This is a genomic window from Streptomyces sp. NPDC101165 (assembly GCF_044768135.1).
Lineage (GTDB): Bacteria > Actinomycetota > Actinomycetes > Streptomycetales > Streptomycetaceae > Streptomyces.
Map to the genome: position 1 here is coordinate 1 of NZ_JBIWPG010000014.1, position 26,279 is coordinate 26,279.

A 26,279-nucleotide genomic window follows, 5' to 3' on the forward strand; every position below is an offset into this window, starting at 1 on the left:
GCCCCGTCACCTTGGCGGTCCTCCCGCCCTCCGGGGTCCAGGGGGCCGGGGGGTGGGTCGTGGGGCGGGGGGTGGGGGGGCGCGGGGCGAGGTCCCCCTGTCCTCGCCCGTCGCACCGGTCAGGGGTAGCTGACGAGGTCGGCCACGTTGCCGGCCGAGTTGGAGGCGCCTCCCGTGTTGTTGACGACGTGGCTGATGGTGCCGGTGCCGCCGAGGGACACGGTCACCATGCTGGTGAAGCGGACGCCGGGGGTGTTCGGTGCCTCGATGGCGTGCGCGGCGGTGACGGAGGGGTTGACGTTGAAGTAGCAGTAGCTGCCGAGGCCGTAGGCCTGATGGCTGGTGACCGAGTCGGCGACCTTGTAGGCGGCGTAGCCCTGGGTGGAGCCGTTCATCCAGGCCGCCTGGTTCGGCGGGTCGTACGGCATCTCGTTCTGGAAGAAGTAGGTGCGGCCGCCGTTGCCGTTCCAAAGCACCTGGTACTTCTGGAAATGCTCGACGAACAGCCCGTACATGGTCACGTCGTCGCCGTTGACCACGAGCCCGGTGTCGGCGGTGTTGCTGGTCCAGCCGACGCCGCTGCCGTGGTCGGCGCGCCAGATCCACATGTGGTCGCCGATGACGTTGTCGCTGTTGACGACGATGCTGGTGGCGGCCTTGCCGACGCCCGCGCCGCCGACGCGGACGTAGACGTCGTGCAGGGAGGTCGGGTCGGCCGCGTGGGAGGCTGCGGAGCCGGTCGGCCCGACCTCGAGCAGGGTCTTCGAGCTGGTGGTGCCGGCGTCGAAGAGCAGGCCCGCGATCTTCACGCCGTCGACGTCAGCGACGGTCATCGCGGTGATGCCGTTGTCCGGGACGAAGGTGGCGAGCCCCAGGCCGAGGACGACGGTGTCGGGGCGGGTCACCTTCAGGGTCTGGTCCAGGTGGTAGACGCCCGGGGTGACCAGGAGGTTCTTGCCCGCGGCGAGCGCGGAGTCGATCTGGGAGGCGGTCGCTCCCGGCTTGACCACGTAGAAGGTGTCAAGGGACAGCGAGCTGCCCGCCGGGCTGGAGCCGGCCCAACTGGTCGCGGTGGAGTTGGACCGCACCGACGGCACGAACACCTGGTAGGCGCCGTTGCCGTCGACGTACAGGAACGGCTTCTCCCGGCTGACCGGGCTCTGCGCGACCGTCGTGTACGGGGGCTTGGGGAAGCTGGTGGACGGTACGCCCTGGCTGCCGACGAAGACCTGGTTCCAGTTGGCGCCGGTCCAGCTGCCCAGCTGGGAGTTCCGGGTCAGCCACTGCTGCTGGCTGCCGGAGTCGACCTGCCCGTCGACCTTGCTGTCGGCGAGGTAGCCGCCGCTGGACCAGCCGCCGTCGTCCAGGGCCAGCTTGCCCCGCAGGTGCATCCGCCGGTACGGCGCCGCCTGCGAGACCGCCCAACGGTCGCTGCCGCCGCTGGGGTTGACCGACAGGTTCTCGGCGCCGCGCCAGAAGTTCTGTGTGGCGTTGCCCTGGAACCAGTCCGCCTCCGCGTGCACCGCGCCGTTGACGGAGACCGCGTCGGGGGTGAGGCCCAGGCCCAGCACCTGGGTGTAGAAGCCGACGTTGACGTCCGCGCTGTAGGCGCCGGGCTTGAACAGCACGGCGTAGCGCTGGGAGCCGAACTGGTTGGTCTCCTGCTGCTTGAAGATGGTGTCCAGCTTGCTCTGGATGGCCGAGGACGACATCGACGGGTCGAAGACGACGACGTTCGGACCGAGGTCGGGGTCGGCGGCGGACTGGGTCACCGGGACCACCTGGAAGCGCTGGGCGGCGGTGCCGTTGCACGTGTACTGCACGAACTGCACGCTGTCCGCGAGCGAGGCGCCCGGATCGTCCAGGCACTTGCCGCTGCCCCGGTTGACGAGGTGGAAGGCTCCGCCGCCGTCGTCCACCGGCAGCCACTGCTGGTTGGCGCCGCCGCCGTAACTCCACAGGTGCACCTGGGCGTTGTCGGCGGTGGAGACGTCGGCGACGTCCACGACCTGGCCCGTGTTGTTGCCGTTGCCGATACGGACGTAGCCGTCGCTGGTCGCGGTGAAGCTCCACTGCTGTGCGGTGGTGCCGTTGCAGGTGTACTGCTGCACGACGGTGCCGTTGGCGGTGCCGGCCGCCTTGGCGTCCAGGCACTTGCCGCTCGCGGCGTTCACCACGGTGGCGAGGCCGGTGGGCAGGGCGGCGGCCGCGGGGGTCGCGGCGCGCGCGGGCGCCGCGGTGAGCAGGGACGCGGCGGCCACGGCGACCAGCGCGCCGGCCGTCGATCTGCGACGGCGGGTGAGGGGAAGCACGGGTTCTCCTAGCGGACGGGGATCAGCCGGTGTAGCCGGCGAAGACGCGGGTGTAGTCCCAGGCCGACTGGGAGACGCCGGAGCAGCTGTCGGCGGGGCCGCCGGTGCACGGGCGGTCGCGGTTGGCGGACCAGAAGGTGAGCCGGGCGAGGTGGTGCTGCTGGGCGTAGGCCAGGATGGTCCGGAAGTCGCTCACCGTGACTGTCTCGTTGTTGTCGGTGATGCCGTTCATGGACGAGATGCCCATGTCCCGGTAGGCCTGGTCGTCGCTGTAGTGGTAGGCGTTCTTCAGCGCGTTCTTCAGACCTTCGGCGGCCTGCGTGGTCAGGTTGCCCATGTTCTGTCCGGCGCCGCCGAAGTCGAACGGCATGATCGCCCAGGCGTCCACGGTCAGCCCCGAGGAGGCGGCCCGGTTGATGAGGCTGGTGTCGGGGCCGCTCTGCCCGGTGCCGATGGTGATGTACACCTTCAGACCGGGGTTGTCGGCCTTCACGGTCTTGAGCGCGTCCACGGTGCGCTGCTGCACGGTGGGGTTGCTGTAGGCGTCGGCCTCTATGTCGATGTCGATCGCCTTCAGACCGTAGGCGTTGATCACCTTCTGGTAGGCGGCGGCGAGTTCGCCCGCGCCGGAGCAGGAGCTCTCCAGCTTGTTGCCGCTGTAGCCGCCGAACGACGGGATCACGTCACCGCCGTTCGCCCGCACGGTGGTGACGGTCTGCTGGTCGACCCCGCCGGTCAGCGGGCGGCTGCCGTCCCACTGGGGGTTGCAGTAGCCGTTGCTGAGCACGAAGGCGAGCGTGAACCACTTCACGCCGGTGGCCTGGGTGATCGTGCTCGGGTTCGGCGGGCTGCCCCAGCCGTTGTAGAGGTACGGCGCCACGGCCATCGGTGCGGACGGGGCGGTGCCGCCGTCCGCCGCGGGCGCGTTCCACTTCTGGTTGGCGCCGCCGGTGCAGCTCCAGATCTGGGCGCGGGCGCCGTTGACCGAGGAGTTGTCGGTGACGTCCAGACACTTGTCGGCCTGCGGGTTGACGATGTCGTGGGCGGCGCTGACGGTCCACTTCTGGTTCGCGCCGCCGGTGCAGGACCACAGCTGGACCTTGGCGCCGTCGGCGGTGGAGTTCCCGGTGACGTCGAGGCACTTGCCGAGGGCGCGGAGGGTGCCGTCGCTGCCGGCCGTCCACTGCTGGGCGGCGGTGCCGTTGCAGTCGTACAGCTGAACGGCCGTGCCGTTGGCGGAACTTGCGCCGGCGACGTCGAGGCACTTGCCGGCGAGGCCGGTGATGGAGCCGGTGGCGGCCTGGGCCGGGGCTGCGGTGAGCAGGCCGGTGGCGAGGGAGAGGGCGGCGAGCGAGACGGCTGCGGGGAGTGGTCTGGCCATGTGCGGGGGCGGCCTTTCGCGTGGGGGGATACCCGGGCGCACGCCCAACACAGGTGTGACATGTGGGTGTTGAGTGCATCCGGAGTCTTTGTTTAAGGCGTGAAGTTAAAGGTCCGGACCAGTGGAGTCAAGAGGGTGGGCAGCAGGGGGTGGGCTGCGACCCGGAAAGCATCCCGGGCAGCAGCCCACCCCCTGCGTCCGGCTCAGACCGCGGTCACCTCGTCGTCCCGCCGGGCGAACTGGGTGCGGTGCAGCTCCGCGTACCGGCCGCCCGCCGCGAGGAGTTCGCCGTGCGTGCCCCGCTCCACGATCCGGCCGGCCTCGACGACCAGGATCTGGTCGGCGGCCCGGACGGTGGACAGACGGTGGGCGATCACCACGGCGGTGCGGCCCTCCAGGGCCTCGGTGAGCGCCTCCTGGACGGCCGCCTCGGAGGTGTTGTCCAGGTGGGCGGTGGCCTCGTCGAGGATCACCACGCGCTGACGGGCCAGCAGCAGCCGGGCGATGGTCGTGCGCTGGCGCTCGCCGCCGGAGAGCCGGTAGCCGCGTTCACCGACGACCGTGTCCAGGCCGTCGGGCAGGGACCGTACGACCTCGGCGAGACGGGCGCGGCCGAGCGCGTCCCACAGTTCCTCGTCGGTGGCGGACGGCCGGGCGAGCAGCAGGTTGGCGCGGACGGTGTCGTGGAAGAGGTGGCCGTCCTGGGTGACCATGCCGAGGGTGCCCCGCAGGGAGGCGGCGGTCAGGTCCCGGACGTCGGTCCCGCCGATGCGGATGGCACCGGCGTCGACGTCGTACAGGCGCGGCAGCAGCTGGGCGATGGTGGACTTGCCGGCGCCGGAGGAGCCGACGAGGGCGATGGTCTGGCCGGGTTCGGCGCGGAACGAGATGCCGTGCAGGACCTCGGCGCCGCCGCGGGTGTCGAGCGCGGCGACCTCCTCCAGGGAGGCGAGGGAGACCTGGTCGGCGGACGGGTAGGAGAAGGTGACGTCCTCGAACTCGACCGCGACCGGGCCCTCGGGCACCTCGACGGCGTCCGGCTTCTCCTCGATGAGCGGCTTCAGGTCGAGCACCTCGAAGACCCGCTCGAAGCTGACCAGCGCGCTCATCACCTCCACGCGGGCTCCGGCGAGCGCGGTGAGCGGGGCGTAGAGCCGGGTCAGCAGCAGGGCGAGGGAGACGACCGCCCCCGCCTCCAGGGTGCCGCGCAGCGCGAACCAGCCGCCGAGGCCGTAGACGAGGGCCAGGGCGAGGGCGGAGACGAGGGTGAGGGCGGTGATGAACACCGACTGGGCGGTCGCCGTGCGCACGCCGATGTCGCGCACCCGGCGGGCGCGGTCCGCGAACTCGGCCGACTCCTCCTCCGGGCGGCCGAACAGCTTGACCAGGGTGGCGCCGGGCGCGGAGAAGCGCTCGGTCATCCGGGTGCCCATGGCCGCGTTCAGCTCCGCCGCCTCCCGCTGCATCCGGGCCATCCGGCTGCCCATGCGGCGGGCCGGCAGCACGAACACCGGCAGCAGCACCAGCGCGAGCAGGGTGATCTGCCAGGACAGGGTGAGCATGACGGCGAGGGTGAGCACCAGGGTCACCAGATTGGTCACCACGCCCGACAGGGTGTTGGCGAACGCCCGCTGGGCACCGATCACGTCGTTGTTGAGACGGCTGACCAACGCGCCCGTACGGGTACGTGTGAAGAACGCGACGGGCATGCGCTGCACATGATCGAACACGGCCGTGCGCAGGTCGAGGATGAGTCCCTCCCCGAGCGTCGCCGACAGGCGCCGACCGAGGATGCCGAGCCCCGCCTCCGCGAGGGCGACGAGCGCGATCAGCAGCGAGAGCCGGACGACCTTCCCGGAGTCGTGACCCGCCACGATCGTGTCGACGACGCTGCCGGCCAGCACGGGCGTGGCGACGGCGAGCAGTGCGGTCACCACCCCGAGAAGGACGAAGCGGACGATGCCCGCACGGTGCGGGCGGGCGAAGGCGGCGATACGGCGCAACGTGGCGCGGGCGAGGGGGCGGCGTTCCTGCTGCGCGGTCATCACGCTGTGCAGCTGCGTCCAGGCGGTGGTCTCCATGCTCATGGGAGAGAACGTAGGACCTCAAGCTTCGTTGAGGTCAATGTCCGCGCCATTTCATCCCCATCTACGTCCTCGCACCCGAAGGCCGCCATGACCCTCCCCTCCCATCCGCTGCCCGTCCGTAAGCCGCCGGCCCCGCTTCGGCCACCCGCCGTTGGCACGGCACGGAAAACCTCTCCCGATGTGACAGCGGTACGACTCCCCGACCTCCGTGAGGGACGCCTCCCCCGGCTCGCCCGGCGCGTCCCCGTGCGGCAGATCCTCTGCCTGCTTCCGCTCCTGCTCGTCGCCGTCGTCGCGGTGCGGCACCGGTCGGTGCTCGCCGAGGGCTTCGGACAGCTGCGGACCGCCTCGTGGCCCTGGCTGCTGGCGGCGGCCGGCGCCACCTGCCTGACCTGGGTGGCCGCGGCCGTCACCCGGCAGGGAGCCGTCGTCCAGCAGCTGCCCCGGTGGCGGCTCCTGGCCACGCAGTTCGCGGCGGGCTCCGCCAACCACCTGCTGCCGACGGGGCTGGGCGCAGGCGCGGTCAACCTGCGGTTCATGAGCGTGTGCGGGGTGCCGCTGGCCCGCTCCTCCGCGGCGCTCGCGCTGTACCTGCTCGCCGAGTCGGTCGGCCGGCTGAGCCTGCTGGCCGCGCTGCTGCTCGCCTTCCCCGACGCGCTGCGCCTCGGCACCCTGCTGCCCGACGGGGCCGTCGGACCGGTGCTGGCCGTCGCGGGCGCGGCGCTCGCGGTGGCGGTGGCCGCGCTGGCCCTCGTACGACGCCTGCGCACGCCCGTGCTCCGCTTCGTCCGCACCGCCCTGGGCGAGGCCAGCTCGGTGCACACGCGTCCGGCCCGGGCTCTGGCGCTGTGGGGCGGCTCGCTCGCCTTCCCCGCGCTCCAGGCGGCCGGCCTGGTGGCGGTGGGCCAGGCGCTGGGGCTGCCGGTACCGCCCGCCCACATGGCGCTCGCGTACCTGGCCGCGACGGTCGCGGTCGCGCTGGTGCCCACACCGGGCGGGCTCGGCTCGGTCGAGGCGGCACTGATCGTGGCGCTGGTGGCGGCGGGCGGCCCGGTGGCGGTGGCCACGGCGGTGGTGCTCGCCTACCGCATCATCACCGTGTGGGTGCCGCTGCTGCCGGGGGCGTTGACGTTGGGGGCACTGGTGCGGCTGAAGGTCATCTGAGGCAGAGTGGCCCCGAGCCGCCCCCTCAGAAGGAGCATCCGCCGTGCCGGTCCGCGTGGAGCACAAGGAACACGTCACCACGATCGTCCTGTCCCGCCCCGAGGTCCGCAACGCCGTGGACGGCCCCACGGCCGCCGAACTCGCCACCGCCTTCCGGGAGTTCGAGGCCGACGAGAACGCGCGGGTGGCGGTGCTGTGGGGCGAGGGGGGCACGTTCTGCGCGGGCGCCGACCTGAAGGCGATGGGCGGCGAGCGCGGCAACCGGGTCACCGAGGAGGGCGACGGCCCGATGGGGCCGACCCGGATGCGGCTGTCCAAGCCGGTGATCGCCGCCGTCGCCGGGCACGCCGTGGCGGGGGGCCTCGAACTGGCCCTGTGGTGCGACCTCCGGGTCGCCGAGGAGGACGCCGTGTTCGGGGTGTTCTGCCGCCGCTGGGGCGTACCGCTGATCGACGGCGGCACGGTACGGCTGCCCCGGCTGATCGGCGCCGGCCGGGCCATGGACCTGATCCTCACCGGCCGCCCGGTCCCGGCCCGCGAGGCCTACGACATCGGCCTCGCCAACCGTCTCGTCCCGACCGGCCACGCCCGCGCGGAGGCCGAGGAGCTGGCGGCCCGGATCGCCCGCTTCCCGCAGGCCTGCATGCGCGGCGACCGGGCCTCGGTGCTGGACCAGGAGGGCATGGACGAGGAGAGCGCCCTGCGCGGCGAGCTGCGCTACGGCATGGGTGTGCTGGCCGAGGGTCTGGAGGGAGCGGCACGCTTCGCCGGGGGTGCTGGGCGGCACGGGTCTTATACGGACCTGTGAGCAGCGGTCCTGCACGGACCTGCGAGCACGGGTCCTACGCGGACTTGCGAGCACCGGTCCTGGACGGACCCGTGCGCCGGCCACTCCTCTCCCGCCAGCCACTCCAGGACCGCACCGCCCGCCTCCGCACCGGCCCAAGTCGCCGACCTGGCCCGCTGTCCGGGGTGCAGGACGGCGCCGACGGCGAAGACGCCCGGCCGCGAGGTGTGCGGGGTTCCGTCCAGCGTGATGCCGGCCCGGCGGGCGAGTTCGTTCTCGGGGACGAAGTCACCGGTGAAGACGACCGTGTCGCAGGGCAGGGTGGCCGTACGGCCGTCGCGGTGCCGGACGCGGACGCCGGACAGGCGGCCGTGGCCGAGGAGTTCGGTGACCGCGGTGTCCGTGAGGAGCGGGACGCGGTGGCCGAGGCGGGCCGACTGGGCCCGCAGCAGCGGGGCTTGGGCCCGAGGGTTCTCGGTCAGCAGGGCGACGACCGCGACGCCGGCGGTGCGGAGGGTGTCGGCCGCCGAGTAGGAGACCCGCTCCGCGCCGACCACCACCGCGCGGGTGCCGATCGGCTGCCCGAACAGGTGGACCGCCTGCTGGAGTTCGCCGGTGGTGTAGACGCCGGCGGGCCGGGTGCCGGGCACCAGCCGGGCCGCGCGGGGGCGTTCACGGGAGCCGGTGGCGAGGACGACGGCTTCGGCCTCGATCGTCTCCAGGCCCTGCGGGCCGACCGTCGTGAGTGTGCGCGGGCCCGCCCAGTCCAGGACCGTCACGCCGGCCCGCAGCACGGCCCCGGTGTGTGTGGCGCCCTCGGTGAGCAGTCGGGCGTACTCCGGTCCGGTCAGCCGCCGCGCCCACGTGCCGAAGCCACCGTGGGCGCAGTGCCGGGGCACTCCCCCGGCCTGCGTCTCCCGCTCCAGCACCTCGACCCGGCCGGCACCGGCGGCGGCCAGCCGGGCCGCGGCCGCGAGTCCGGCGGGACCGGCGCCGACGACCAGGACGTCGACCCTGCGGTCGGCGGTCATGTGCGCGCCTCCTCGAACAGCTGCCGCACCGCTGCCCCGCAGTAGAAGCCCTGGCAGCGGCCGGCCCGGGCCCGGGTGCGGCGGCGCAGGCCCTCCAGGGTGCGCGGCGGGATCGTACTGGCGAGGGCGTCGCGGATCTCGCCGCGGGAGACGCGCTCGCAGTGGCAGACGAGGGTGCCGTACTCCGGGTCGGCGGCGATGAGTTCGGGCCGCTGGTGGGGGCGCGGGAAGGCCTCGCCGAGGTTGGGCATGCGGACCGGGTCGAGGGGGCGCGCCGGTCCGGGGTCGAGCCCGGCCTCGGTCAGCAGGCCGACGACGTGGGCGGCGATCGAAAGGGACGCGGTCAGGCCGGTGGAGCGGATGCCGCCGACGGTGACGTACGCCTGCTCGGGGTGGGCGGTGATGCGGTAGTCCTCGTGCTCGGTGGCCGCGCGCAGCCCGGCGTAGACGGCGGTGATCTCCTCCCGCAGCAGCGCGGGCAGGATGCGACCGCCCTTCTCCCGCAGCAGCGCGAGGCCGTCGGCGGTGGAGCCGGTGGCCCGCTTGTCGTGCAGGTCCTCGGCGGTGGGGCCGAGCAGGACGTTGCCGTAGACGGTGGGGGCGACCAGGACGCCCTTGCCGAGGGCGGTCGGGACGGGGAGGAGGATGTGCCGGACCAGGGGGCGGGCGAGCTTGTCGTGGACGATGAGCTGGCCGCGGCGCGGGGTGACGGTGAAGTCGTCGTGGCCGAGGGCCCGGTCGAGGGTGTCGGCGTGCAGTCCGGCCGCGTTGACCAGGTGGCGGGCGTGCAGGATGCCTCTGGAGGTGGTCAGGAGGTGCCCTTGGGCATCCTGACTTACCTGCTCCACGCGGGTGTTCAGGTGCAGGTCGACGCCGGCGCGGACCGCCTGGGTGGCGTACGCCAGGGTCGTCGTCCACGGGCAGATGATGCTCTCGCCGGGCACGTGCAGGGCGCCGAGCGCACCGGGACCGAGGTGCGGTTCGCGGGCGTACAGCTCGTCGGCGCCGAGGAGTCGGGTGTGCAGGTAGTCGTTGCGCTCGGCCTTCTCGGCGAGCCGGGGCAGCGCGGCGAGCTGCTCCTCGTCCCAGGCGACGAGCAGGGCGCCGACCTCTTCGACGGGGATGCCGGACTCGGCGGCGTACGCGGCCAGCCGCTGGTGGCCCTCGCGGACCAGCCGGGCCTCCAGGGTGCCCGGGGTCGCGTCGAAACCGGTGTGCAGGATCGCGGTGTTGGCCTTGGAGGTGCCCTGGCCGACGTCGTCCTGGGCCTCGACCAGCGCGATGCGCAGCCGGGGGTGGTGGGCGAGTTCGCGGGCGACTGCGCAGCCGACGACTCCGGCGCCGACGACCGCCACGTCGTAGGTCTGCTGGGGCAGTTGCCCCTCCGCGGTGACGGTCATGCGTCGAGCAGGGCGGCGACCGCGCTGCGGAAGCCGGCCAGGCGCTCGGCGGCCTGGTCGGCCGGGATGCGGGGCTCGTACACGGTGGCGGGCTTCCAGTCGGGCAGGGCGTCTTCCACGCTCAGCGTAGGGTCCGCGCCGAGCCGGGCGAGGGTGGCGGCGCCGAGTGCGGTGGCGTCGTGCAGCGCGGAGACCTCGACGGGGCGTTGCAGCAGGTCGGCCTGGGTCTGCATGAGGAGGGCGGAGCGGGTGAGGCCGCCGTCGACGCGCAGCGCGTCGAGCGGGGTGCCGAGGTCGGCAGCCGCGGCCTCCGCCAGCTCGACGACCTGGGCCGCCAGGCCCTCGCACAGGGCGCGCACCAGGTGTCCGGGCCCGGTGTCGAGGCCGAGCCCGGTCAGGGAGCCGCGCAGGTCGCCGCGCCACCAGGGGGCGGCGAGTCCGGCGAGGGCGGGGACGAAGGTGACGCCGCCGCTGTCGGGGACGGCGCCGCCGACCGGGTCGAGGTCGGCGGCCGAGGAGATGACGCCGAGGTCGGTGAGCCAGCGCACGGCGGAGGCGGCCGTGTAGACCTGTCCGTCGAGGCAGTATGCGGTGTCTCCGGCGAGTCGCCAGGCGACGCAGCTGACCAGGCCGGAGGTGCCGCGCCGGGGGGTGCCGCCGGTGTGCGCGAGCAGGAACGCGCCGGTGCCGTAGGTGCACTTGGCGGCGCCGGGTCCGGTGATGCGCTGGGCGAGCAGGGCGGCCTGCTGGTCGACGGCGAGTCCGGTGACCGGGATCTCGGGGCCGAACGCGTTGGCGGTGCCGACGGGTTGGGCGTTGTCGACCACCTGCGGGAGCTGTTCGTCCGAGAGCCCGTAGGCCTCCAGCGCCCGTGGCGACCACTGGGCACGGTCGAGGTCGAGGAGCTGGGTGCGGCCGGCGGTGGCCGCGTCGGTGACGAAGGCGCCGGTGAGGCGGTGGACCAGCCAGGCGTCGGAGGTGGTGACGACGCCCTCGCGGGTGAGATTGCGGCGGATCCAGGCCATCTTGGGTGCGGCGAAGTACGGATCGAGGGGCAGGCCGGTCAGCTGCCGCAGCTCCTCGGCGTGCTCGGCGAGTTCGGCGCAGACGGTCTCGGCGCGCCGGTCCTGCCAGACGAGGGCGTCGGTGAGCGGGCGTCCGGTCGCCGGGTCCCAGGCGAGGACGGTCTCACCCTGGTTGGCCAGGCCCATCGCCACGACGTCCTCGCCCGCCTCGGCGAGTGCGCGGTGTCCGGCCTCGACGACCGAGGCGTAGAGCTCGACGGGATCCACCTCGACGAGACCGCCGGGCAGGTGGCGGGGCGTCACCTCGGCGAACCCGGCGCCGAGGACGCCGCGTTCGGGGCAGACCACCAGGGCCTTGGTGCCGGACGTTCCCTGGTCGACGGCGAGCACCGGCCCCGTCATCGCATCCTCCCGCACGCCCCTTCGAAGATCGGCGCGAACAGCCTGCCGTCGGGCCGCGTCCGGCGTCAAGCCGGGCCGGTTCTCGGTCAACTACCCCGCCAGATAGTTGTGTTGACAACAATGGCAAGGCGGAAGTGACACCCCTATAGTGACCGCCGACCCGCAGGAGGCGCTCGACCACCGCCCAGAGGAGGGCTGTTGCTATCGCACCCCGCCACCCCGCCCGTCCGCTCGCGGACCGGGACGGGTGGCTGATGGCCAGAGAAGGAGCACGCCCCTCCTACGACCCCGCCGGCCACGACGGGGCCTTACGCACCGCCCTCCAGGATCTGCGCACGGGGCGCTGGATGGCGATGCGCGCGCTGCTCGCGGACACCACGAGCTGGTGGCAGTGGACCCAGCGCACCCAGGTCCTCGCGACCGCCGCGGCCGGTACCGACGTGGTGCGGGCCTGGCTCGCGGAGGAGCCGCACAGTGTGTCGGCCACGGTGATGCACGCCCGGGTCGGCGTGGAGCGGGCCCTCAGGGCACAGCGCGAGGGGCACCGCCGTACGCACGAGTTGTGGATCGAGGCGTGGGACGCCGCGCAGTCCGCCACCCAGACCGCCCCGCCCGACCCCGTGCCCTGGATCTGTCTGCTGGCGCTGGCCCAGCTGGACCCGGAGCAGCGCTGGGACGAGCACCGGGCACCGCCGCCGGAGCCGATGCTGCCGCCAGGTCCGTGGGGGCTGCTGGCCGAGGCCGGCAAGCGCGACCCGCACAACCGCGAGGCCCACCACCGGATGCTGCAGTTCCTGTACACGATCGGTTCCTCGGGCCGGCTCGCCGAGGCCGCGGGCTACGCCCAGTGGGCGGCCGGCGCGGCGCCGCCCGGGTCCGCGCTGCACCTGCTGCCGCTGTACGTCCGGGTCGAGCGCTACCGGCGCTCCAGCGGGCACGACGCGGCGCTCGACCTGCACTGGGTGGCGGAGGACGCGACCCGCGAGGCGCGGCGCGCCCTGCATTCCTGGTTCGAGCAGACGCCCCGGGCCGAACGCTCGCTGCTGGACCTCAACCATGTGGCACACGCCCTGTGGGGCGCCCATCAGTTCCCGGACGCAGCCCGGGTGTTCGACGCGATCGGCCCGTACGTCACGCCGCCGCCGTGGATGTACCGCACCCCGGACCGGGGCCGTGCCGTGGAGGTCTTCCTGCAGGCCAGGGACCGCTGCCGCGCGGCTGCCGAAGGCGCCTGACGCCCGTTCTCCTTCCTCACCCCCGGAGGTTCCAGCATGTCCCCCGATCCATCGCCCACGCCCGCCCGGCCGCAGCACGACGAGGAGCGGCGGCTGCGCGAGCTGGGCTACCGCCCGGTGCTGGCCCGCCGCATGGGTGGCTTCGGCAACTTCGCGATCAGCTTCTCGGTGATCTCGATCCTGTCCGGCTGCATGACCCTGTACGGCTTCGGTCTGGGCGCCGGCGGGCCCGCCGTGATGCTGTGGGGCTGGGCGGGTGTCGGCCTGTTCGTGCTGTGCGTGGGCCTCGCGCTCGCCGAGGTCACCAGCGCCTATCCGACCTCCGGCGCCCTGTACTACATGGCCGACCGGCTCGGCGGCCGGCGCTGGGGCTGGTACACGGGCTGGCTGAATCTGCTCGGTCTGCTGGGCGCGATCGCCGGCATCGACTACGGAGCCGCCCTGTTCGCCGGGGCCTTCGCCAACCTCCAGTGGGGCTTCGAGCCGACCCCGGGCAGGACCATGCTGATCTTCTGCGCGATCCTGCTGCTGCACGCCGTGCTGAACCTGTTCGGCGTCCGCCTGGTCAGCCTGCTCAACTCGGTCAGCGTGTGGTGGCACCTGGCCGGTGTCGCGCTCATCGTCGGGGCGCTGGCGATCGTCCCGGACCACCACCAGTCGCCGTCCTTCGTGTTCACCGAGTTCGTCAACGACACCGGCTGGTCGAGCCCGCTCTACGTGGCCGCGATCGGCCTGCTGCTCGCCCAGTACACGTTCTCCGGGTACGACGCCTCCGCCCACCTCTCCGAGGAGACCTCCAACGCCTCGGTGTCCGCGGCGAAGGGCATCGTCCGGTCCATCTGGGTGTCGTGGATCGCGGGCTTCGTACTGCTCGCCGGCCTGACCTTCGCCATCCAGGACTACGACGCCACGCGCACCACCGACACCGGGGTGCCGCCCGCGCAGATCCTGCTCGACGGCCTCGGCACCGACGGCGCGAGCGCGCTGCTGCTCGTCGTGATCGTCGCCCAGCTGTTCTGCGGGAACGCCGAGGTGGCCGCGGCCAGCCGGATGGTGTTCGCGTTCAGCCGGGACGGCGCCCTGCCCGGCTCGCATCTGTGGCGCAAGGTGAGCAGCCGCACCCAGACCCCGGTCGCGGCCGTGTGGCTGTCGGTGATCGTCGCGGGCGTCCTGGCCCTGCCGTCCCTGTACTCGGCTACGGCGTACGGCGCGGTCACCGCCATCAACGTCATCGGCATCACCCCCGCCTACGCCATCCCCGTCCTGCTCCGGCTGCGCGCGGGCGACCGTTTCCAGCCGGGTCCGTGGCACCTGGGCCGGTGGAGCAGACCGGTCGGCTGGATCGCGGTGGTGTGGGTGGCCTGTGTGACGGTCCTGTTCTGCCTGCCGCAGTCCTCGCCGGTCACGGTCGACACGATGAACTACGCGGCCGTGGCCCTCGTCGTCGTGCTGGTTCTGGCCAGCATCTGGTGGTACGTCGCCCGCCGTTCGTACGGCACGCCCACCACCGCCGCCTACGGCAACGATCGCGACCAGGCCGAATTCGCGGAGGGCATCGTCTGAGACGTCCGCCCGCCGCACCGGTCCGGGTACGAACCGGTGCCCCGGATACGGCAGGATGAACGATCGCGCCGACCGCCATTGTCCCGGCGGCGGCGCGATCGCACATTCCGGACATCGAGCAGGTGACATCGTGACGACACTTCACATCAGGTTCTCCGCAGCAGCTTTGCACCCCGGAGGTGACCGGTGAACCGCGCGCTGACCCTGGACGACCTCGTCCTCGCCGGCATCGCCCTGGCCGCGGGCCTGGTGCTGGCCTTCCTGTCCCGCACGGTACTGCGCTGGCTGGCCAAGCACGCCAAGCGGACCAAGTGGAGCGGTGACGACGTCATCGTGGACACGCTGCGCTCCGTCGTGCCCTGGGCAGCGATCGTGGGCGGGCTCGCGGCGGCCGCGGCGGTACTGCCGCTGACGCACACCGTCCAGCACCACACCAACCAGATCCTCCAGGTGTGGCTGATCTTCGTGGTGACCCTGTCCGCGGCCCGGGTCGTGGCGGGTCTGGTCCGCTCGGTCACCCAGTCCCGCTCGGGCGTGGCGGGTTCGGCCACCATCTTCGTCAACATCACCCGGGTCCTGGTCCTGGCGATCGGCTTCCTGGTGGTGCTGCAGACGCTGGGCATCTCCATAGCGCCCCTGCTCACCGCCCTCGGTGTCGGCGGTCTGGCCGTCGCCCTCGCCCTCCAGGACACCCTCGCCAACCTGTTCGCGGGCGTCCACATCCTCGCCTCCAAGACCGTCCAGCCGGGCGACTACATCCGGCTGAGCAGCGGCGAGGAGGGGTACGTCGTGGACATCAACTGGCGCCAGACGACGGTCCGCCAGCTGTCCAACAACCTGGTGGTCGTCCCCAACGGCCAGCTGGCGAAGACCAACATGACCAACTTCACGCGTCCCGAGCAGCAGTTGACGATCCTGGTGCAGGTGGGCGTGAGCTACGACAGCGATCTGGACCACGTCGAGCGTGTCACGACCGAGGTCATCGCCGAGACCATGACCGAGATCACCGGCGCCCTCCCGGACCACGAGCCCGCGATCCGCTTCCACACCTTCGGGGACTCCCGCATCGGCTTCACGGTGATCCTCGGCGTCGGCGAGTTCAGCGACCAGTACCGCATCAAGCACGAGTTCATCAAGCGCCTGCACCGCCGCTACCGCGCGGAGGGCATCCGCATCCCGTCCCCGACCCGGACGGTGGCGCTGCAGCAGGGCTCGGTGGTGATTCCGCAGCAGCGCAGCGGGGAGGACGCGGTGTCGGGTTCGGCCCTGACCGACTAGTACGTGTCCCCGGCTCCGGCGTGGCAGCACGAGTCGCGCCGGAGAGCGCGGGCGACCTCCAGCCAGGTGGTGTCGTGACCACCCCGGCCCGACGGGTGCAACGAGCGGCCGGGTGGTACGTGGCGGGGGCCGAGGTCATCGGGAGGGCGCACGACACCACGCGCGTGGCGGGCGGGGCCGGGCCCGGCTCCGCCCGCCACGGGGGCGTCAGAGCGTCGCCGAGTTCTCGTGCCAGTGGCCGCCGCGTCCGCTGTGCGGGGCCGCGAAGGACGAGCTGACCGGGTTCACCGTCCAGTCGGGGTGGCCGGGCATGCGCGGGGTCTTCGTGCCGTAGAGCCAGTCACGCAGGAAGCCGGACTGGTCCTGGCCGGTGACCTGCGAGGCGACGGCGATGTAGTCGTCCGTGGACGCCGAGGAGTTGCGGAAGCACTCCAGGAAGGTGCGCTCGACGGCGTGGAAGGCGTCCTCGCCGACCAGTTCCCGGAAGGCGTACAGGACGAGCACGCCGCCCAGATAGCGCTGGCTGTCGAAGAGGTTGACGGCGTTGGGCGCGGCCACCGGGCCCGAGTCGTGGCGCCACTGGTCGCCGCGGGCGTAGGTGTCCTTCATCCGGGCCTCCATCGCGGTGAGGCCCAGGGAGTCGGCCCAGCCGCGCTCGTAGCGGTAGAGGAGCCCGTAGAAGTCGGCGTGGCCCTCGTTCAGCCACAGGTCGGCCCAGGTGGCGGGGCTGACCAGGTTGCCGAAGTAGGAGTGGACCAGCTCGTGCATCATGTGCGCGCCGATCTTCTTCTCCTCCTGGAGCAGGAAGTTCGGCTTGTACAGGGTGAGGGTCTGGGTCTCAAGACCGGTGAAGTCGAAGGCCTTCGGGTCGTCGGAGTTGCACGGCAGCAGACCGTACGTCTCGAACGGGAAGGCGCCCAGGCGGTCCTCCAGCCAGGTCACCAGGCCCGGGGTGAGGGCGAGGGCCGGTTCCAGGGCGGTGGCGCGGGCGGTGGGGACGACGTCGCGCAGGGGCAGGCCGTGCGGGCCCTGGCGGTCCTTGATCACATAGTTGCCGACCGTGATCTGGACGAGTTCGGTGGCGATCGGAGCGGCCGAGCAGTACGAGTACGCCGTACGGCCGCCGTCCAGCTCCTCGGTGTCGGTGAGCGTGCCGTTCGCGACACCGCGCAGCCCGTTCGGGACGGTGATGCGGAAGCTGAAGTCCGCCTTGTCCGAGGGGTGGTCGTTGCACGGGAAGACGGTGTGCGCGGAGTTCGGCTGCGGGCAGATCGCGAAGCCGTCCTCGGTGGGGACCCAGGCGGTGTGCGCGAGGGTGCGGCGCGGGTCGGCGGAGTACTCCACGCGGACGGTCGCGACCGCCTTCTCCGGGAGCGGGCGGTCGGGAGTGACGCGCAGCTTCTCGTCCGCCTGCTCCCAGACGGCCTCGCGGCCGCCGACGCACACGGAACGTATGTCGAGGCCGAGGGCGTCGAGGGAGAAGCGGGTCAGCGCCCGGTCCATGCGGATCCGCAGGGTGGCGGTGGCGTCGACCAGCCTGGTCGTGGGGTCGTAGGCCAGGTCGAGGTGGTACGCCGACACGCGGTAGCCGTCGTTGCCGAGGGCCGGGAAGACCGGGTCGCCGAGGGTCTCCGGGCCGGCGTCCCCCGTGCGCCTGCCCGGGGCGGCCTGGGCCGGGGAGCCCAAGGGCCAGCGCAGCCGTCGTGCCGATCAGGACGGCCGCCGGGGCCGTCACTCGGGTGCGATATCTCATCGTCCGCCTTCGCTCGGGCGGCCGGAGGGTCAGGCCCGGCAGCCGGTCAGTGGGGGATCGCGCATGGTCAGTGAGCGATCGCTTGTCATGACCACAGAGACGGGGAAGCGGTTGCACCCGTACGCCATGTTTTCCGGCCAGGACCCCTGTCGAGCCCGGCCCGATCACGAGATATCTTGATGTCGAGCAATGTTGCAGACGTGGAGCGGAGCACCCGGTGACTGACTCGACCATCTTCTACACCTACACAGACGAGGCCCCGGCCCTGGCGACGCATTCGTTCCTGCCGGTGATCCAGGCGTACGCCTCGCAGGCCGGTGTCGCCGTCGACACCCGGGACATCTCGCTGGCCGGGCGCATCATCGCCGTCTTCCCGGAGTACCTGAACGAGGACCAGCGCATCCCCGACGCGCTGTCCGAGCTGGGCGAGCTGGCCAAGACCCCCGAAGCCAACATCATCAAGCTGCCGAACATCTCGGCGTCGATCCCGCAGCTCAAGGCCGCCGTCGCCGAGCTGCAGGGCAAGGGCTACGCGCTGCCGAACTACCCGGACGACCCGAAGACCGACGAGGAGCGCGAGATCCGCGCCCGCTACGACAAGATCAAGGGTTCCGCCGTGAACCCGGTCCTGCGTGAGGGCAACTCCGACCGCCGCGCCCCCGCCTCGGTCAAGAACTACGCCAAGACCCACCCGCACCGCATGGGCGCCTGGACCACCGAGTCCAAGACCAACGTGGCGACCATGGGCGAGAACGACTTCCGCTCCACCGAGAAGTCCGTGGTGATCTCCGAGGCCGGCGCCCTGAAGATCGAGCTGGTCGCCGAGGACGGCACCACCACCGTGCTGCGCGAGTCCGTACCGGTCAAGAAGGACGAGGTCGTCGACGCCTCCGTCCTGCACGTCGCGGAGCTGAACACGTTCCTCGCCGCGCAGATCGCCCGCGCCAAGGAGGAGGGCGTCCTCTTCTCCGTGCACCTCAAGGCCACGATGATGAAGGTCTCCGACCCGATCATCTTCGGCCACGTCGTGCGCGCCTTCTTCCCGAAGACGTTCGCGAAGTACGGCGAGACGCTCGCCGCGGCCGGCCTGTCCCCGAACGACGGTCTGGGCGGCATCCTCAAGGGCCTGGAGAACCTGCCCGAGGGCGCCGAGATCAAGGCCTCCTTCGACGCCGAGCTGACCGAGGGCCCGACCCTCGCCATGGTCGACTCCGACAAGGGCATCACCAACCTGCACGTGCCCTCCGACGTCATCGTCGACGCCTCCATGCCGGCGATGATCCGCACCTCCGGCCACATGTGGGGCGCGGACGGCCAGGAGGACGACACCCTCGCGGTGATCCCGGACTCCTCCTACGCCGGTGTCTACCAGGTCGTCATCGACGACTGCCGCGCGCACGGCGCCTACGACCCGTCGACCATGGGCTCGGTCCCGAACGTCGGCCTCATGGCGCAGAAGGCCGAGGAGTACGGCTCCCACGACAAGACCTTCGAGATCGCGGCCGCGGGCACGGTCCGCGTCCTCGACCAGGCCGGCAACGTCCTGATCGAGCAGCCGGTCGGCAAGGGCGACATCTTCCGCGCCTGCCAGACCAAGGACGACCCGATCCGCGACTGGGTCAAGCTGGCCGTCACCCGCGCCCGCGCCACCGGCGACCCGGCCGTGTTCTGGCTGGACGAGGGCCGCGCCCACGACGCCAACCTGATCGCCAAGGTGAAGCAGTACCTGCCGGAGCACGACACCGAGGGCCTGGACATCAAGATCCTGTCCCCGGTCGAGGCCACCAAGCTGTCGGTGGAGCGCATCCGCCGCGGCGAGAACACCATCTCGGTCACCGGCAACGTGCTGCGCGACTACCTGACCGACCTGTTCCCGATCCTGGAGCTGGGCACCAGCGCCAAGATGCTGTCGGTCGTCCCGCTGATGGCGGGCGGCGGCCTGTTCGAGACGGGCGCCGGCGGCTCCGCGCCGAAGCACGTCCAGCAGCTGGTCAAGGAGAACTACCTGCGCTGGGACTCGCTCGGTGAGTTCTTCGCCCTGGTGCCCGCCTTCGAGCAGTACGCGGCGGCCACCGGCAACAACCGCGCCAAGGTCCTCGCCGACACCCTCGACCGCGCCACGGCGACCTTCCTCAACGAGGACAAGTCCCCGACCCGTCGCGTCGGCGGCATCGACAACCGCGGCAGCCACTTCTTCCTGTCCCTGTACTGGGCGCAGGAGCTGGCCGCGCAGACCGACGACGCCGACCTGGCGAAGGCGTTCGCCGCGTTCGCCGAGACCCTCGCGGCGAACGAGCGGACGATCGTCGACGAGCTGCTCGCGGTCCAGGGCTCCCCGGCCGACATCGGCGGCTACTACCAGCCCGAGAAGGCCAAGGCGGACGCGGTGATGCGCCCGTCGGCCACCTGGAACGAGGCCCTCGCCTCGCTGAGCTGACGCCCGCGGCACCTGAGCCGCAGCTGTGAGCGGACTCCGCCCCGGTCGGGTTGCCCCCGGCCGGGGCGGAGGCGTGTCCGGCGCCGGTGCCGGTGTGACACCTTGATCCTGCACCGCGCCACCGACAACGCCCCTGGAGCAGCCCGTGACCGAGTACGCCCCCTCGTTCGAACTCCTCCCCGGCGCCGCCGAGTCGCCCGTGCTGCTGCACGTGCCGCACTCCGCGCGGGCGATCCCGGAGGACGTGCGCAAGGGGATCCTGCTCGACGACACGGCGCTCGGGCTGGAGCTGGACCACATCACCGACGCGCACACCGCGCGGATCGCCGAGCGGGCGGCGGGGCTGGCCGGGCTCACCCCCTGGCGATTCGTCAACCGGCTGTCGCGGCTGGTCGTGGACCCGGAGCGGTTCCCCGACGAGCGGGAGGAGATGCTCGCCGTCGGAATGGGGGCCGTGTACACGCGCACCACGCACCGGGACGAGCTGCGGGCCGCGGACACCGACCCCGAGCCGCTGGTCGAGCGGTACTTCCGGCCCTACGCGCGGGCGATGACCGCGGCGGTGGCCGGGCGGCTCGCCGCGACCGGGCGGGCGGTCGTGATCGACGTCCACTCCTACCCGAGCCAGGCGCTGCCGTACGAGCTGCACGGGACGGGTCCGCGGCCGCCCGTGTGCCTCGGCACGGACGCCTTCCACACGCCGCCCGAGCTGCGGGAGGCGGCACGGGAGGCGTTCTCCGCCTTCGGGGAGACCGGGCTGGACAGTCCCTTCGGCGGGACCTACGTACCGCTGGAGTACTACGGGTGTGACCGCCGGGTGAGCGCGCTGATGGTGGAGATCCGACGGGACACGTACATGACCGAGCCGGGCGGCCCGCCCGGGCCGGGTCTGGAGCAGCTCGCCACCGCACTGGCCGCGCTCGTCAACACCCTGTAGACCTCCGCGGCCAGGCCTAGGTGACCCGCCGTCAGGTGACCCGGCTCGCCCCGAACTTCGCCGAGCTGCTGGACCGGCTGCCCGGGCTGCGCCTCGCGGTGGAGCCCGGGCAGATGGGCCGGCGGCACAGGACGATGATCCGCGGGCCGCAGACGCTGCCCGTCACCTGGTGATCCGGCTCAGGCCCGCAGCCACTCCGTGACGATCACCTCGCCGCCGGTCCGCAGCCGCAGGGCGAACGGACCGGTGGGTGGCTGCTCGCTGGTGAAGCGGCCGAGGGTGTCGACCGCGACCGGCCGGGTCGTCTGCGGGCCGCCCAGCACCTCTATGCGCGCCGACTGCGGCGGCAGCACCTGGCCGATCAGCCCCTCCCCGGTGACCTCGACGTCGACGGTCAGCTCGCCCGCGCGGAAGGTCAGCATCCGCGGGGCGTCCGGTACTCCCCTGACCGGCAGCGCGTCCACGAGCGAGTCGAAGGTCAGCTCGGCGATCTGGGCGTCCAGGTCGTGCAACGCGTAGGCTTCGAGCGCCAGTTGGCGCAGCTCAACGGGGACGGGGTCCAGCACGGCGGCCGCCTGGCGCAGCTCCTCCTCCAGCAGATCACCGTCGAACCCGGCGTCGTCGAAGTCCTCTTCGGGAAATCCGTTCCCGTTCACGCCGCTCACGCCGCCCCCCGTGCGTCCAACCGGGCCCGCAGCCGGCGCAGACAGCGCTGGCGCAGGGGCCCGATGCTGCCGACCGCGATACCGAGCGCGGCCGACACCTCCAGATAGCTCGGCGGCGGCGAGGCGATCAGCACCCGCAGCAGCTGCCTGCACCGCTCGCCGAGCGCCTCGAACTCCTGCCACAGCCGGCGGATCCGCTCGGCCTGGTCCGCCTCTTCTTCGGCGTCGATCAGCGTCTGCTCGGGCGTCCGCTCCTCGCTCGCCCGGTCCAGCACCTGCGGATCGTCCGTCAGCGTCAGCCGCGTCAGCCCTTTGAGCACCTTCAGGCACTCGTGCCGGGCCGTGCTGGCCAGCCAGGACCCCGCCTTGTCGGGCTCCCGGATCCGGCCGAGGTGCTGGGCGAAACGGAACCACGTGGTCTGGTAGACCTCGTGCCCGTCCGCGTCCGAGAGCCGGTGTGCGCGCACCACCGACCACACCAGCGGACTCATCCCTTCCACCAGCGCCTTCCAGGCCGCGGCGTCGCCGTCGACGGCAGACCCGACCAGCGCCCCGACCTCTGTACGGTCCACGGCTCCACCCCTCGTGTACGGCACGTCATCGTACGCCGTGGAGCGGAGGGTTCCGGCCCTCATGCGGGCCGGGCCGGGATCGCGACCGGAACCGGGCGCCAGGTGGGCGGCCGGAGCGCCGGAACGTGCGCCCCGCGCACCTCGGCGGATTCCGTGAGGGAAGCGAGCAGTTGTGCGCGGGCCGAGCGCGGGTCGCGCTCCTTGTGCGCCGTCATGTGGGCGGCGACGAGCGCGGCGACGGCCGGGGTGGCGAAGGAGGTGCCGCTCCACTGCGCGAGACCGTCGAACATCACCTGGTCCGGCTTGGCCGCGCTGTTCTCGCCCGGCTCGCTCAACACGCCGGTGTGGGGCGGGTACTGGCAGGTGCAGGCGTAGGTGGAGCCGAACCGGCAGGCGTCGTAGGTGGAGTGCTGGTACACGTACGGCACCGGGATGTCGAAGCCGGTGAGGGCACTGGTCAGGCGCTCGCCCGGGGCGTAGACCTGCACCCAGGGGCCGTGGTTGCTGAAGCAGGCGCCCGACTCGCCGTCCCCGCGCAGCGCGCCGACCGACAGCACGCTGTCCGCGTACTCCGGCAGGGCCCCGTAGGCGGCGGGCCAGAACGGGGCGTCGCTGCCGTTGTTGCCCGCGGCGGCCACCAGCAGCGTGCGCTGCGCGCGGAGTTCACGCATGAACGCCTCGAGACCGATGAGGCTTTCACCCGACCCGGTGGTGGTGCCCGCGGAGAGGCTGATGATGTCGGGCCAGCCGCCCTCGTCGACGGCCTCGAACAGCTTCGCGCCGAACTCCGACTCCAGCATGGCGCCCACGTCACTGAGCGTGCCCCGCACCGTGACGTCGGTGTTGGGCGCGACCGCCGCGACGATCCCGGCGATGAACGTGCCGTGGCCGACGTACTGCCGGAGCACTCCGTCGGGGCCGGTCTCGGTCACCTGCGGATCGCCGGTGGTGTGGGCGAGGAGCGGGTAGGACCGGTAGTCGTGCACCAGACCGGTGTCGATGACGAGGACGCCGACGGCGGTGCCCGGGTCGTGCAGGCCCTCCTGGGACGCCGGGTTGGGCGGCTCGCTGCGCGGCGCGGGCACGGGCTCGTCACCGGGGCAGGCGTTGACCGGGGCGATGTGGATCACGTGGTTGCGGCGGACCAGCCGGCGTCCCTGGCGCCCCTCGGCCTCCGTGAGGGCGCGCAGGGCGTGCGGGACGGCGTCGTCGCCCTGGGTGGGGTCGCCGACCCGGATGCGGGTGACGCCGGTGCGGTTGGTGTCCGGGCCGGTCCGGCGCACGTGGTCGGGGACCAGGCCCCGGGTGTCGGTGAAGTGGGTGCGCACGGTGTCCTCGACCAGGCGGGCCTCCTCGCCGTCGCGGGCGAGGACGACACCCTTCTCGTAGAGGAAGTGGGCGTCGTCGTCCGGGCCCATGGCCAGGGGAACGTCGGGCATCGAGCGCTGGATGTGGTGGAACTGCTCGTGGAATCGCTGTGGTGCCATGGTGTGTCCTCCCCCTGAGGCAATGCTCCGACAGTCAGAGTCGCCCGTCGACCGATTGATACAGCCCGCAAGCAGGTCCGGTACAGCCCGAGGAGACCACGGCGAACCCGTGTGACGAGTTTGCCCAGGCCACTACCATGCGAGGGGTGACAGCGGGAAGCGAGTCGGTTCTTCAGCTGCTGCCGATGGTGTTCGCCGACCCGGGCGAGGCCCGGGCACGCGCGGATCAGGTACTGCACACCGATCCGTCGCCGCTGCACGCCAGCGTCGCGCATCAGGTACTCGGCATCTGGCAGCGGGACTTCGGCGACCTGAAGATCGCCCTCCGGCATCTGCGCCGGGCCCGGGACCTCGCCGCGCGCGCCGAGTCGGCCGAGCGGGAGGCGGACGTGCTCGCCACGCTGGGGGTCGCACTGGTGCACGCGGGGCGCACTCGGCAGGGACTGGCGTCGTTCGAGCAGGGGGTCGCGCGGGGCAGCGGACACACCAGGGCACGGGTGTTGTACCGGCGGGCCTACGTGTGGTGGGTGCTGGGGCATCACCGGGAGTCCCTGGAGGACGTACGGCGGGCGCTTCCGGTGCTGCGGCACGCCGACGACGGGATCTGGACCGCGCGGGCGCTGACCCTGCGGGCCACGGTGCATCTGGCGCAGGGCGCGGTGGACCGGGCGGTCGCGGACTTCACGGCCGCCGAGCGGCTGTGGGAGACCACCGGCCAGGAGCACGACAAGGCGGACGCCGTGGAGAGCCGGGGCCTCGCGGCGTTCCGGTCCGGGGACATCCCGGCGGCGCTGCGGCTGCTGGACGAGGCCGAGGAGCGGTACGGCAAGCTCGGCACCCCCACGTTCATGCTCTCCATCCGGCGCTGCGAGGTGCTGATGGCGGCGGGGCTCGCCCCGGAGGCGCTCGCGGAGGCGGACACGGCGATCGCCCTGCTGGACCGGATGGGCGGCCAGTCCACCCGCAAGGCCGAACTGCTGCTGGCGGCCGCCCGTGCCGCCCGCTCGGCCGGGGACCCGGACACCGCCATCGCCCGCGCCGCCCATGCCGTAAGGCTGTTCGCGGGGCAGCGGCGGACCTGGTGGGAGACGCATGCCCGGCTGGTGCTCATCGAGGCGCGGGCGGCGGCCGGGCGCGGCTCGGGGCGACTGGTCGCGGACGCGGCGGCGGTCGCCGGGCGGCTGGCCTCCTTCGGCTCGCCCGTGGCGCCCGAGGCCTCGCTGCTCGCCGGCCGGATCGCGCTCGCGCTCGGCCGGACGGCCGAGGCGGAACGGCACCTGGCGGTCGCCGCGCGCAGCCGGCACGCCGGTCCCCCGCCGGCCCGTGTGACCGGCTGGGCGGCGCAGGCGCTGCGGGCCCGGGCGGCCGGTTCCGGGCGCGGCGTGCTGGAGGCCTGCCGGCGCGGCCTGGACGTCCTCGACGACCACCGGATGACGCTCGGCGCCTCCGAGCTGCGGGCCCGCGCCACCGCACAGGGCGCCGAACTGGCCGCGCTCGCCCAGGAGGCGAGCCTCGTGAACGGCGGTCCGCGGCGGCTGCTGGAGTGGAGCGAGCGCTGGCGGGCGACCGTGCTGTCCGCGCCGCCGACCCGGCCGCCCGCGGATCCGGTGCTGCTCGGCAGCCTCACCGCCTACCGGGAGATAGCGGCCCGCGCGGGAGAGGCACGCCGGGAGGGCCGTCCGGTCCCGGCCCTGGAGCGCGAACAGCGGCGGCTGGAACGGGAGATCCGCTCCCGCACCCACCATATGCGCGGCGACGGCCCCGGCGAGGGCGACCGCTTCGACGCGGGCCGCCTGCTGGACCGGCTGGGCGACGCGCGGCTGGTCGAACTCGCCGTCGTGGACGGTCAGGTGCACATCCTGCTGTGCGGGCAGGGCCGGGTACGACGGTTCCCGGGCGGCAGGCTCGCGGAGGCGGTGGCCGAGGCCGAGCACGTACAGGCCGGGCTGCGCCGCCTCGCGCACCCCGGCGGAGAAGCACGGCTGCCGCTGGTGGAGGCGGCGGGCCGACGCCTGCAGGAGCTGCTGCTGGGCGACGCCGTGCCGCACCTCGGGTCCGGCCCGGTGGTGATCGTGCCGCCCGGCGCGCTGCACCGGGTGCCGTGGGCGCTGCTGCCCGCGCTGCGGGAACGGGTGCTCAGCGTGTCGCCGTCGGCGGGCAGTTGGCTGCGGGCCCGGGAGACCGAGCCGCCGCCCGGCGGCCGGCACGTCCTGGTGCGCGGCCCCGGCCTCGCCACGGGCGGCGCCGAGGTGCCCGAACTGGCCGACCGGTACGGCACGGCGACGGTCCTGGAGGGCGAGGCGGCGCAGGTTCCCCAGGTGCTGGAGGATCTCGACGGCGCGACCCTCGCGCACCTGGCCGCGCACGGCACGTTCCGCGCCGACAGCCCCTTGTTCTCGGCCCTCCGGATGGCCGACGGCCCGCTGATCGTGCACGACTTCGAGCGCCTCGCCCGCAGCCCGTACCGGATCATCCTCTCCAGCTGCGACACCGCCCGCCTCGCCTCGGTCGGCGCCGACGAACTCCTCGGCCTGGTCACCGCGTTGCTCCCGCTGGGCACGGCCGGAGTCGTGGCGAGCAGCGCACCCGTCAACGACGCCGCGGTGGTCCCCCTGATGCTCGCCCTCCACAAGGGCCTCGACGCGGGCCTGAGCCTGGCCGAGGCCCTGCGCGACGCCCGCGCCGCCCAGCCCGGCGACCCGGTCCACCAGGCGACGGGGTGGGCGTTCGCGGCGTTCGGGGCGGCGTGAGGACAGCCCCTCG

At 72.8% G+C, this 26,279-nt stretch carries 19 protein-coding genes; 9 read left to right on the top strand and 10 right to left on the bottom strand.

Going from position 1 to position 26,279, the window contains the following annotated elements; all coding sequences use genetic code 11:
• Nucleotides 1-119: 119 nt before the first annotated feature.
• The 3 genes from ACIRVH_RS28280 to ACIRVH_RS28290 all read right to left on the bottom strand — a co-directional run bounded on the left by ACIRVH_RS28280 (nt 120) and on the right by ACIRVH_RS28290 (nt 5,774).
• Nucleotides 120-2,312, bottom strand: coding sequence for an RICIN domain-containing protein (locus ACIRVH_RS28280; RefSeq protein ID WP_403958594.1), 2,193 nt, complete (start codon nt 2,310-2,312; stop codon nt 120-122).
• Nucleotides 2,313-2,334: 22 nt separating this feature from the next.
• Complete coding sequence (locus ACIRVH_RS28285) at nt 2,335-3,693, bottom strand: lectin (protein WP_403958597.1); 1,359 nt, start codon at nt 3,691-3,693, stop codon at nt 2,335-2,337.
• A gap of 203 nt (nt 3,694-3,896) precedes the next feature.
• Complete coding sequence (locus ACIRVH_RS28290) at nt 3,897-5,774, bottom strand: ABC transporter ATP-binding protein (protein ID WP_403959155.1); 1,878 nt, start codon at nt 5,772-5,774, stop codon at nt 3,897-3,899.
• 186 nt (nt 5,775-5,960) lie between these two features.
• On the opposite strand from ACIRVH_RS28290, the gene ACIRVH_RS28295 reads away from it, so the two are divergent.
• Both ACIRVH_RS28295 and ACIRVH_RS28300 read left to right on the top strand, forming a co-directional pair.
• Entirely contained in the window at nt 5,961-6,944 is a 984-nt protein-coding gene (locus tag ACIRVH_RS28295) for a YbhN family protein (protein WP_403958600.1), read from the top strand.
• A 43-nt stretch (nt 6,945-6,987) separates the two neighbouring features.
• The gene (locus ACIRVH_RS28300) at nt 6,988-7,752 is read left to right on the top strand and encodes a crotonase/enoyl-CoA hydratase family protein (protein ID WP_403958602.1); all 765 of its coding nucleotides are present in this window, start codon (nt 6,988-6,990) and stop codon (nt 7,750-7,752) included.
• Here the strand turns inward: ACIRVH_RS28300 and ACIRVH_RS28305 are convergent.
• From ACIRVH_RS28305 to ACIRVH_RS28315, 3 genes are read right to left on the bottom strand one after another with little or no spacing between them, the layout of a single operon-like run.
• The gene (locus ACIRVH_RS28305; protein ID WP_403958605.1) at nt 7,737-8,762 is read right to left on the bottom strand and encodes an FAD/NAD(P)-binding oxidoreductase; all 1,026 of its coding nucleotides are present in this window, start codon (nt 8,760-8,762) and stop codon (nt 7,737-7,739) included. The genes ACIRVH_RS28300 and ACIRVH_RS28305 overlap by 16 nt on opposite strands.
• Nucleotides 8,759-10,162, bottom strand: coding sequence for an FAD-dependent oxidoreductase (locus tag ACIRVH_RS28310; RefSeq protein WP_403958608.1), 1,404 nt, complete (start codon nt 10,160-10,162; stop codon nt 8,759-8,761). The genes ACIRVH_RS28305 and ACIRVH_RS28310 overlap by 4 nt, the downstream gene beginning before the upstream one ends.
• A complete protein-coding gene (locus tag ACIRVH_RS28315) occupies nt 10,159-11,589 on the bottom strand; it encodes an FGGY family carbohydrate kinase (RefSeq protein WP_403958611.1) in 1,431 nt (476 codons plus the stop codon). The genes ACIRVH_RS28310 and ACIRVH_RS28315 overlap by 4 nt, the downstream gene beginning before the upstream one ends.
• Nucleotides 11,590-11,843: 254 nt before the next feature.
• Here ACIRVH_RS28315 and ACIRVH_RS28320 point away from each other — a divergent pair, with 254 nt between their 5' ends.
• The 3 genes from ACIRVH_RS28320 to ACIRVH_RS28330 all read left to right on the top strand — a co-directional run bounded on the left by ACIRVH_RS28320 (nt 11,844) and on the right by ACIRVH_RS28330 (nt 15,665).
• Entirely contained in the window at nt 11,844-12,824 is a 981-nt protein-coding gene (locus ACIRVH_RS28320) for a hypothetical protein (protein WP_403958613.1), read from the top strand.
• Between the two features lie 36 nt (nt 12,825-12,860).
• Nucleotides 12,861-14,387, top strand: a complete 1,527-nt coding sequence (locus tag ACIRVH_RS28325) for an amino acid permease (protein ID WP_403958616.1) — start codon at nt 12,861-12,863, stop codon at nt 14,385-14,387.
• A gap of 186 nt (nt 14,388-14,573) precedes the next feature.
• Nucleotides 14,574-15,665, top strand: coding sequence for a mechanosensitive ion channel family protein (locus ACIRVH_RS28330; RefSeq protein WP_403958619.1), 1,092 nt, complete (start codon nt 14,574-14,576; stop codon nt 15,663-15,665).
• A 207-nt stretch (nt 15,666-15,872) separates the two neighbouring features.
• Here ACIRVH_RS28330 and ACIRVH_RS28335 read toward each other — a convergent pair whose 3' ends face one another.
• Nucleotides 15,873-17,351 carry a M1 family metallopeptidase gene (locus ACIRVH_RS28335; protein ID WP_403958622.1) on the bottom strand — a complete coding sequence of 493 codons (1,479 nt, stop codon included), beginning with the start codon at nt 17,349-17,351 and terminating at the stop codon, nt 15,873-15,875.
• A gap of 284 nt (nt 17,352-17,635) precedes the next feature.
• On the opposite strand from ACIRVH_RS28335, the gene ACIRVH_RS28340 reads away from it, so the two are divergent.
• From ACIRVH_RS28340 to ACIRVH_RS28350, 3 genes are all read left to right on the top strand, one after another.
• Nucleotides 17,636-19,855 carry an NADP-dependent isocitrate dehydrogenase gene (locus ACIRVH_RS28340; protein WP_403958624.1) on the top strand — a complete coding sequence of 740 codons (2,220 nt, stop codon included), beginning with the start codon at nt 17,636-17,638 and terminating at the stop codon, nt 19,853-19,855.
• A 145-nt stretch (nt 19,856-20,000) separates the two neighbouring features.
• Nucleotides 20,001-20,792 (top strand): N-formylglutamate amidohydrolase, encoded by a 792-nt coding sequence (locus tag ACIRVH_RS28345; protein ID WP_403958626.1) that lies wholly within the window; start codon nt 20,001-20,003, stop codon nt 20,790-20,792.
• 20 nt (nt 20,793-20,812) lie between these two features.
• Nucleotides 20,813-20,965 carry a hypothetical protein gene (locus ACIRVH_RS28350; protein ID WP_403959183.1) on the top strand — a complete coding sequence of 51 codons (153 nt, stop codon included), beginning with the start codon at nt 20,813-20,815 and terminating at the stop codon, nt 20,963-20,965.
• Nucleotides 20,966-20,971: 6 nt separating this feature from the next.
• Here the strand turns inward: ACIRVH_RS28350 and ACIRVH_RS28355 are convergent, their stop codons facing one another.
• Genes ACIRVH_RS28355 through ACIRVH_RS28365 form a run of 3 tightly spaced genes read right to left on the bottom strand, consistent with a single transcriptional unit; the run spans nt 20,972 to nt 23,516 of the window.
• Nucleotides 20,972-21,448, bottom strand: a complete 477-nt coding sequence (locus tag ACIRVH_RS28355) for a hypothetical protein (RefSeq protein ID WP_403959158.1) — start codon at nt 21,446-21,448, stop codon at nt 20,972-20,974.
• Nucleotides 21,449-21,453: 5 nt separating this feature from the next.
• On the bottom strand, nt 21,454-22,092 hold the full coding sequence (locus ACIRVH_RS28360) for an RNA polymerase sigma factor (RefSeq protein WP_403958629.1): 639 nt from the start codon (nt 22,090-22,092) through the stop codon (nt 21,454-21,456).
• Nucleotides 22,089-23,516 carry a S8/S53 family peptidase gene (locus tag ACIRVH_RS28365; RefSeq protein ID WP_403958632.1) on the bottom strand — a complete coding sequence of 476 codons (1,428 nt, stop codon included), beginning with the start codon at nt 23,514-23,516 and terminating at the stop codon, nt 22,089-22,091. The genes ACIRVH_RS28360 and ACIRVH_RS28365 overlap by 4 nt, the downstream gene beginning before the upstream one ends.
• Nucleotides 23,517-23,653: 137 nt before the next feature.
• On the opposite strand from ACIRVH_RS28365, the gene ACIRVH_RS28370 reads away from it, so the two are divergent.
• The gene (locus tag ACIRVH_RS28370) at nt 23,654-26,266 is read left to right on the top strand and encodes a CHAT domain-containing protein (RefSeq protein ID WP_403958634.1); all 2,613 of its coding nucleotides are present in this window, start codon (nt 23,654-23,656) and stop codon (nt 26,264-26,266) included.
• Nucleotides 26,267-26,279: the final 13 nt, after the last annotated feature.

Bases quoted from the DNA above. Each gene is read 5' to 3' on its own strand.
- ACIRVH_RS28285 (WP_403958597.1), bottom strand. From the start codon at position 3,693: ATGGCCAGACCACTCCCCGCAGCCGTCTCGCTCGCCGCCCTCTCCCTC.
- ACIRVH_RS28290 (WP_403959155.1), bottom strand. From the start codon at position 5,774: ATGGAGACCACCGCCTGGACGCAGCTGCACAGCGTGATGACCGCGCAG.
- ACIRVH_RS28305 (WP_403958605.1), bottom strand. From the start codon at position 8,762: ATGACCGCCGACCGCAGGGTCGACGTCCTGGTCGTCGGCGCCGGTCCC.
- ACIRVH_RS28310 (WP_403958608.1), bottom strand. From the start codon at position 10,162: ATGACCGTCACCGCGGAGGGGCAACTGCCCCAGCAGACCTACGACGTG.
- ACIRVH_RS28315 (WP_403958611.1), bottom strand. From the start codon at position 11,589: ATGACGGGGCCGGTGCTCGCCGTCGACCAGGGAACGTCCGGCACCAAG.
- ACIRVH_RS28320 (WP_403958613.1), top strand. From the start codon at position 11,844: ATGGCCAGAGAAGGAGCACGCCCCTCCTACGACCCCGCCGGCCACGAC.
- ACIRVH_RS28325 (WP_403958616.1), top strand. From the start codon at position 12,861: ATGTCCCCCGATCCATCGCCCACGCCCGCCCGGCCGCAGCACGACGAG.
- ACIRVH_RS28360 (WP_403958629.1), bottom strand. From the start codon at position 22,092: ATGAGGGCCGGAACCCTCCGCTCCACGGCGTACGATGACGTGCCGTAC.
- ACIRVH_RS28365 (WP_403958632.1), bottom strand. From the start codon at position 23,516: ATGGCACCACAGCGATTCCACGAGCAGTTCCACCACATCCAGCGCTCG.
- ACIRVH_RS28370 (WP_403958634.1), top strand. From the start codon at position 23,654: ATGCGAGGGGTGACAGCGGGAAGCGAGTCGGTTCTTCAGCTGCTGCCG.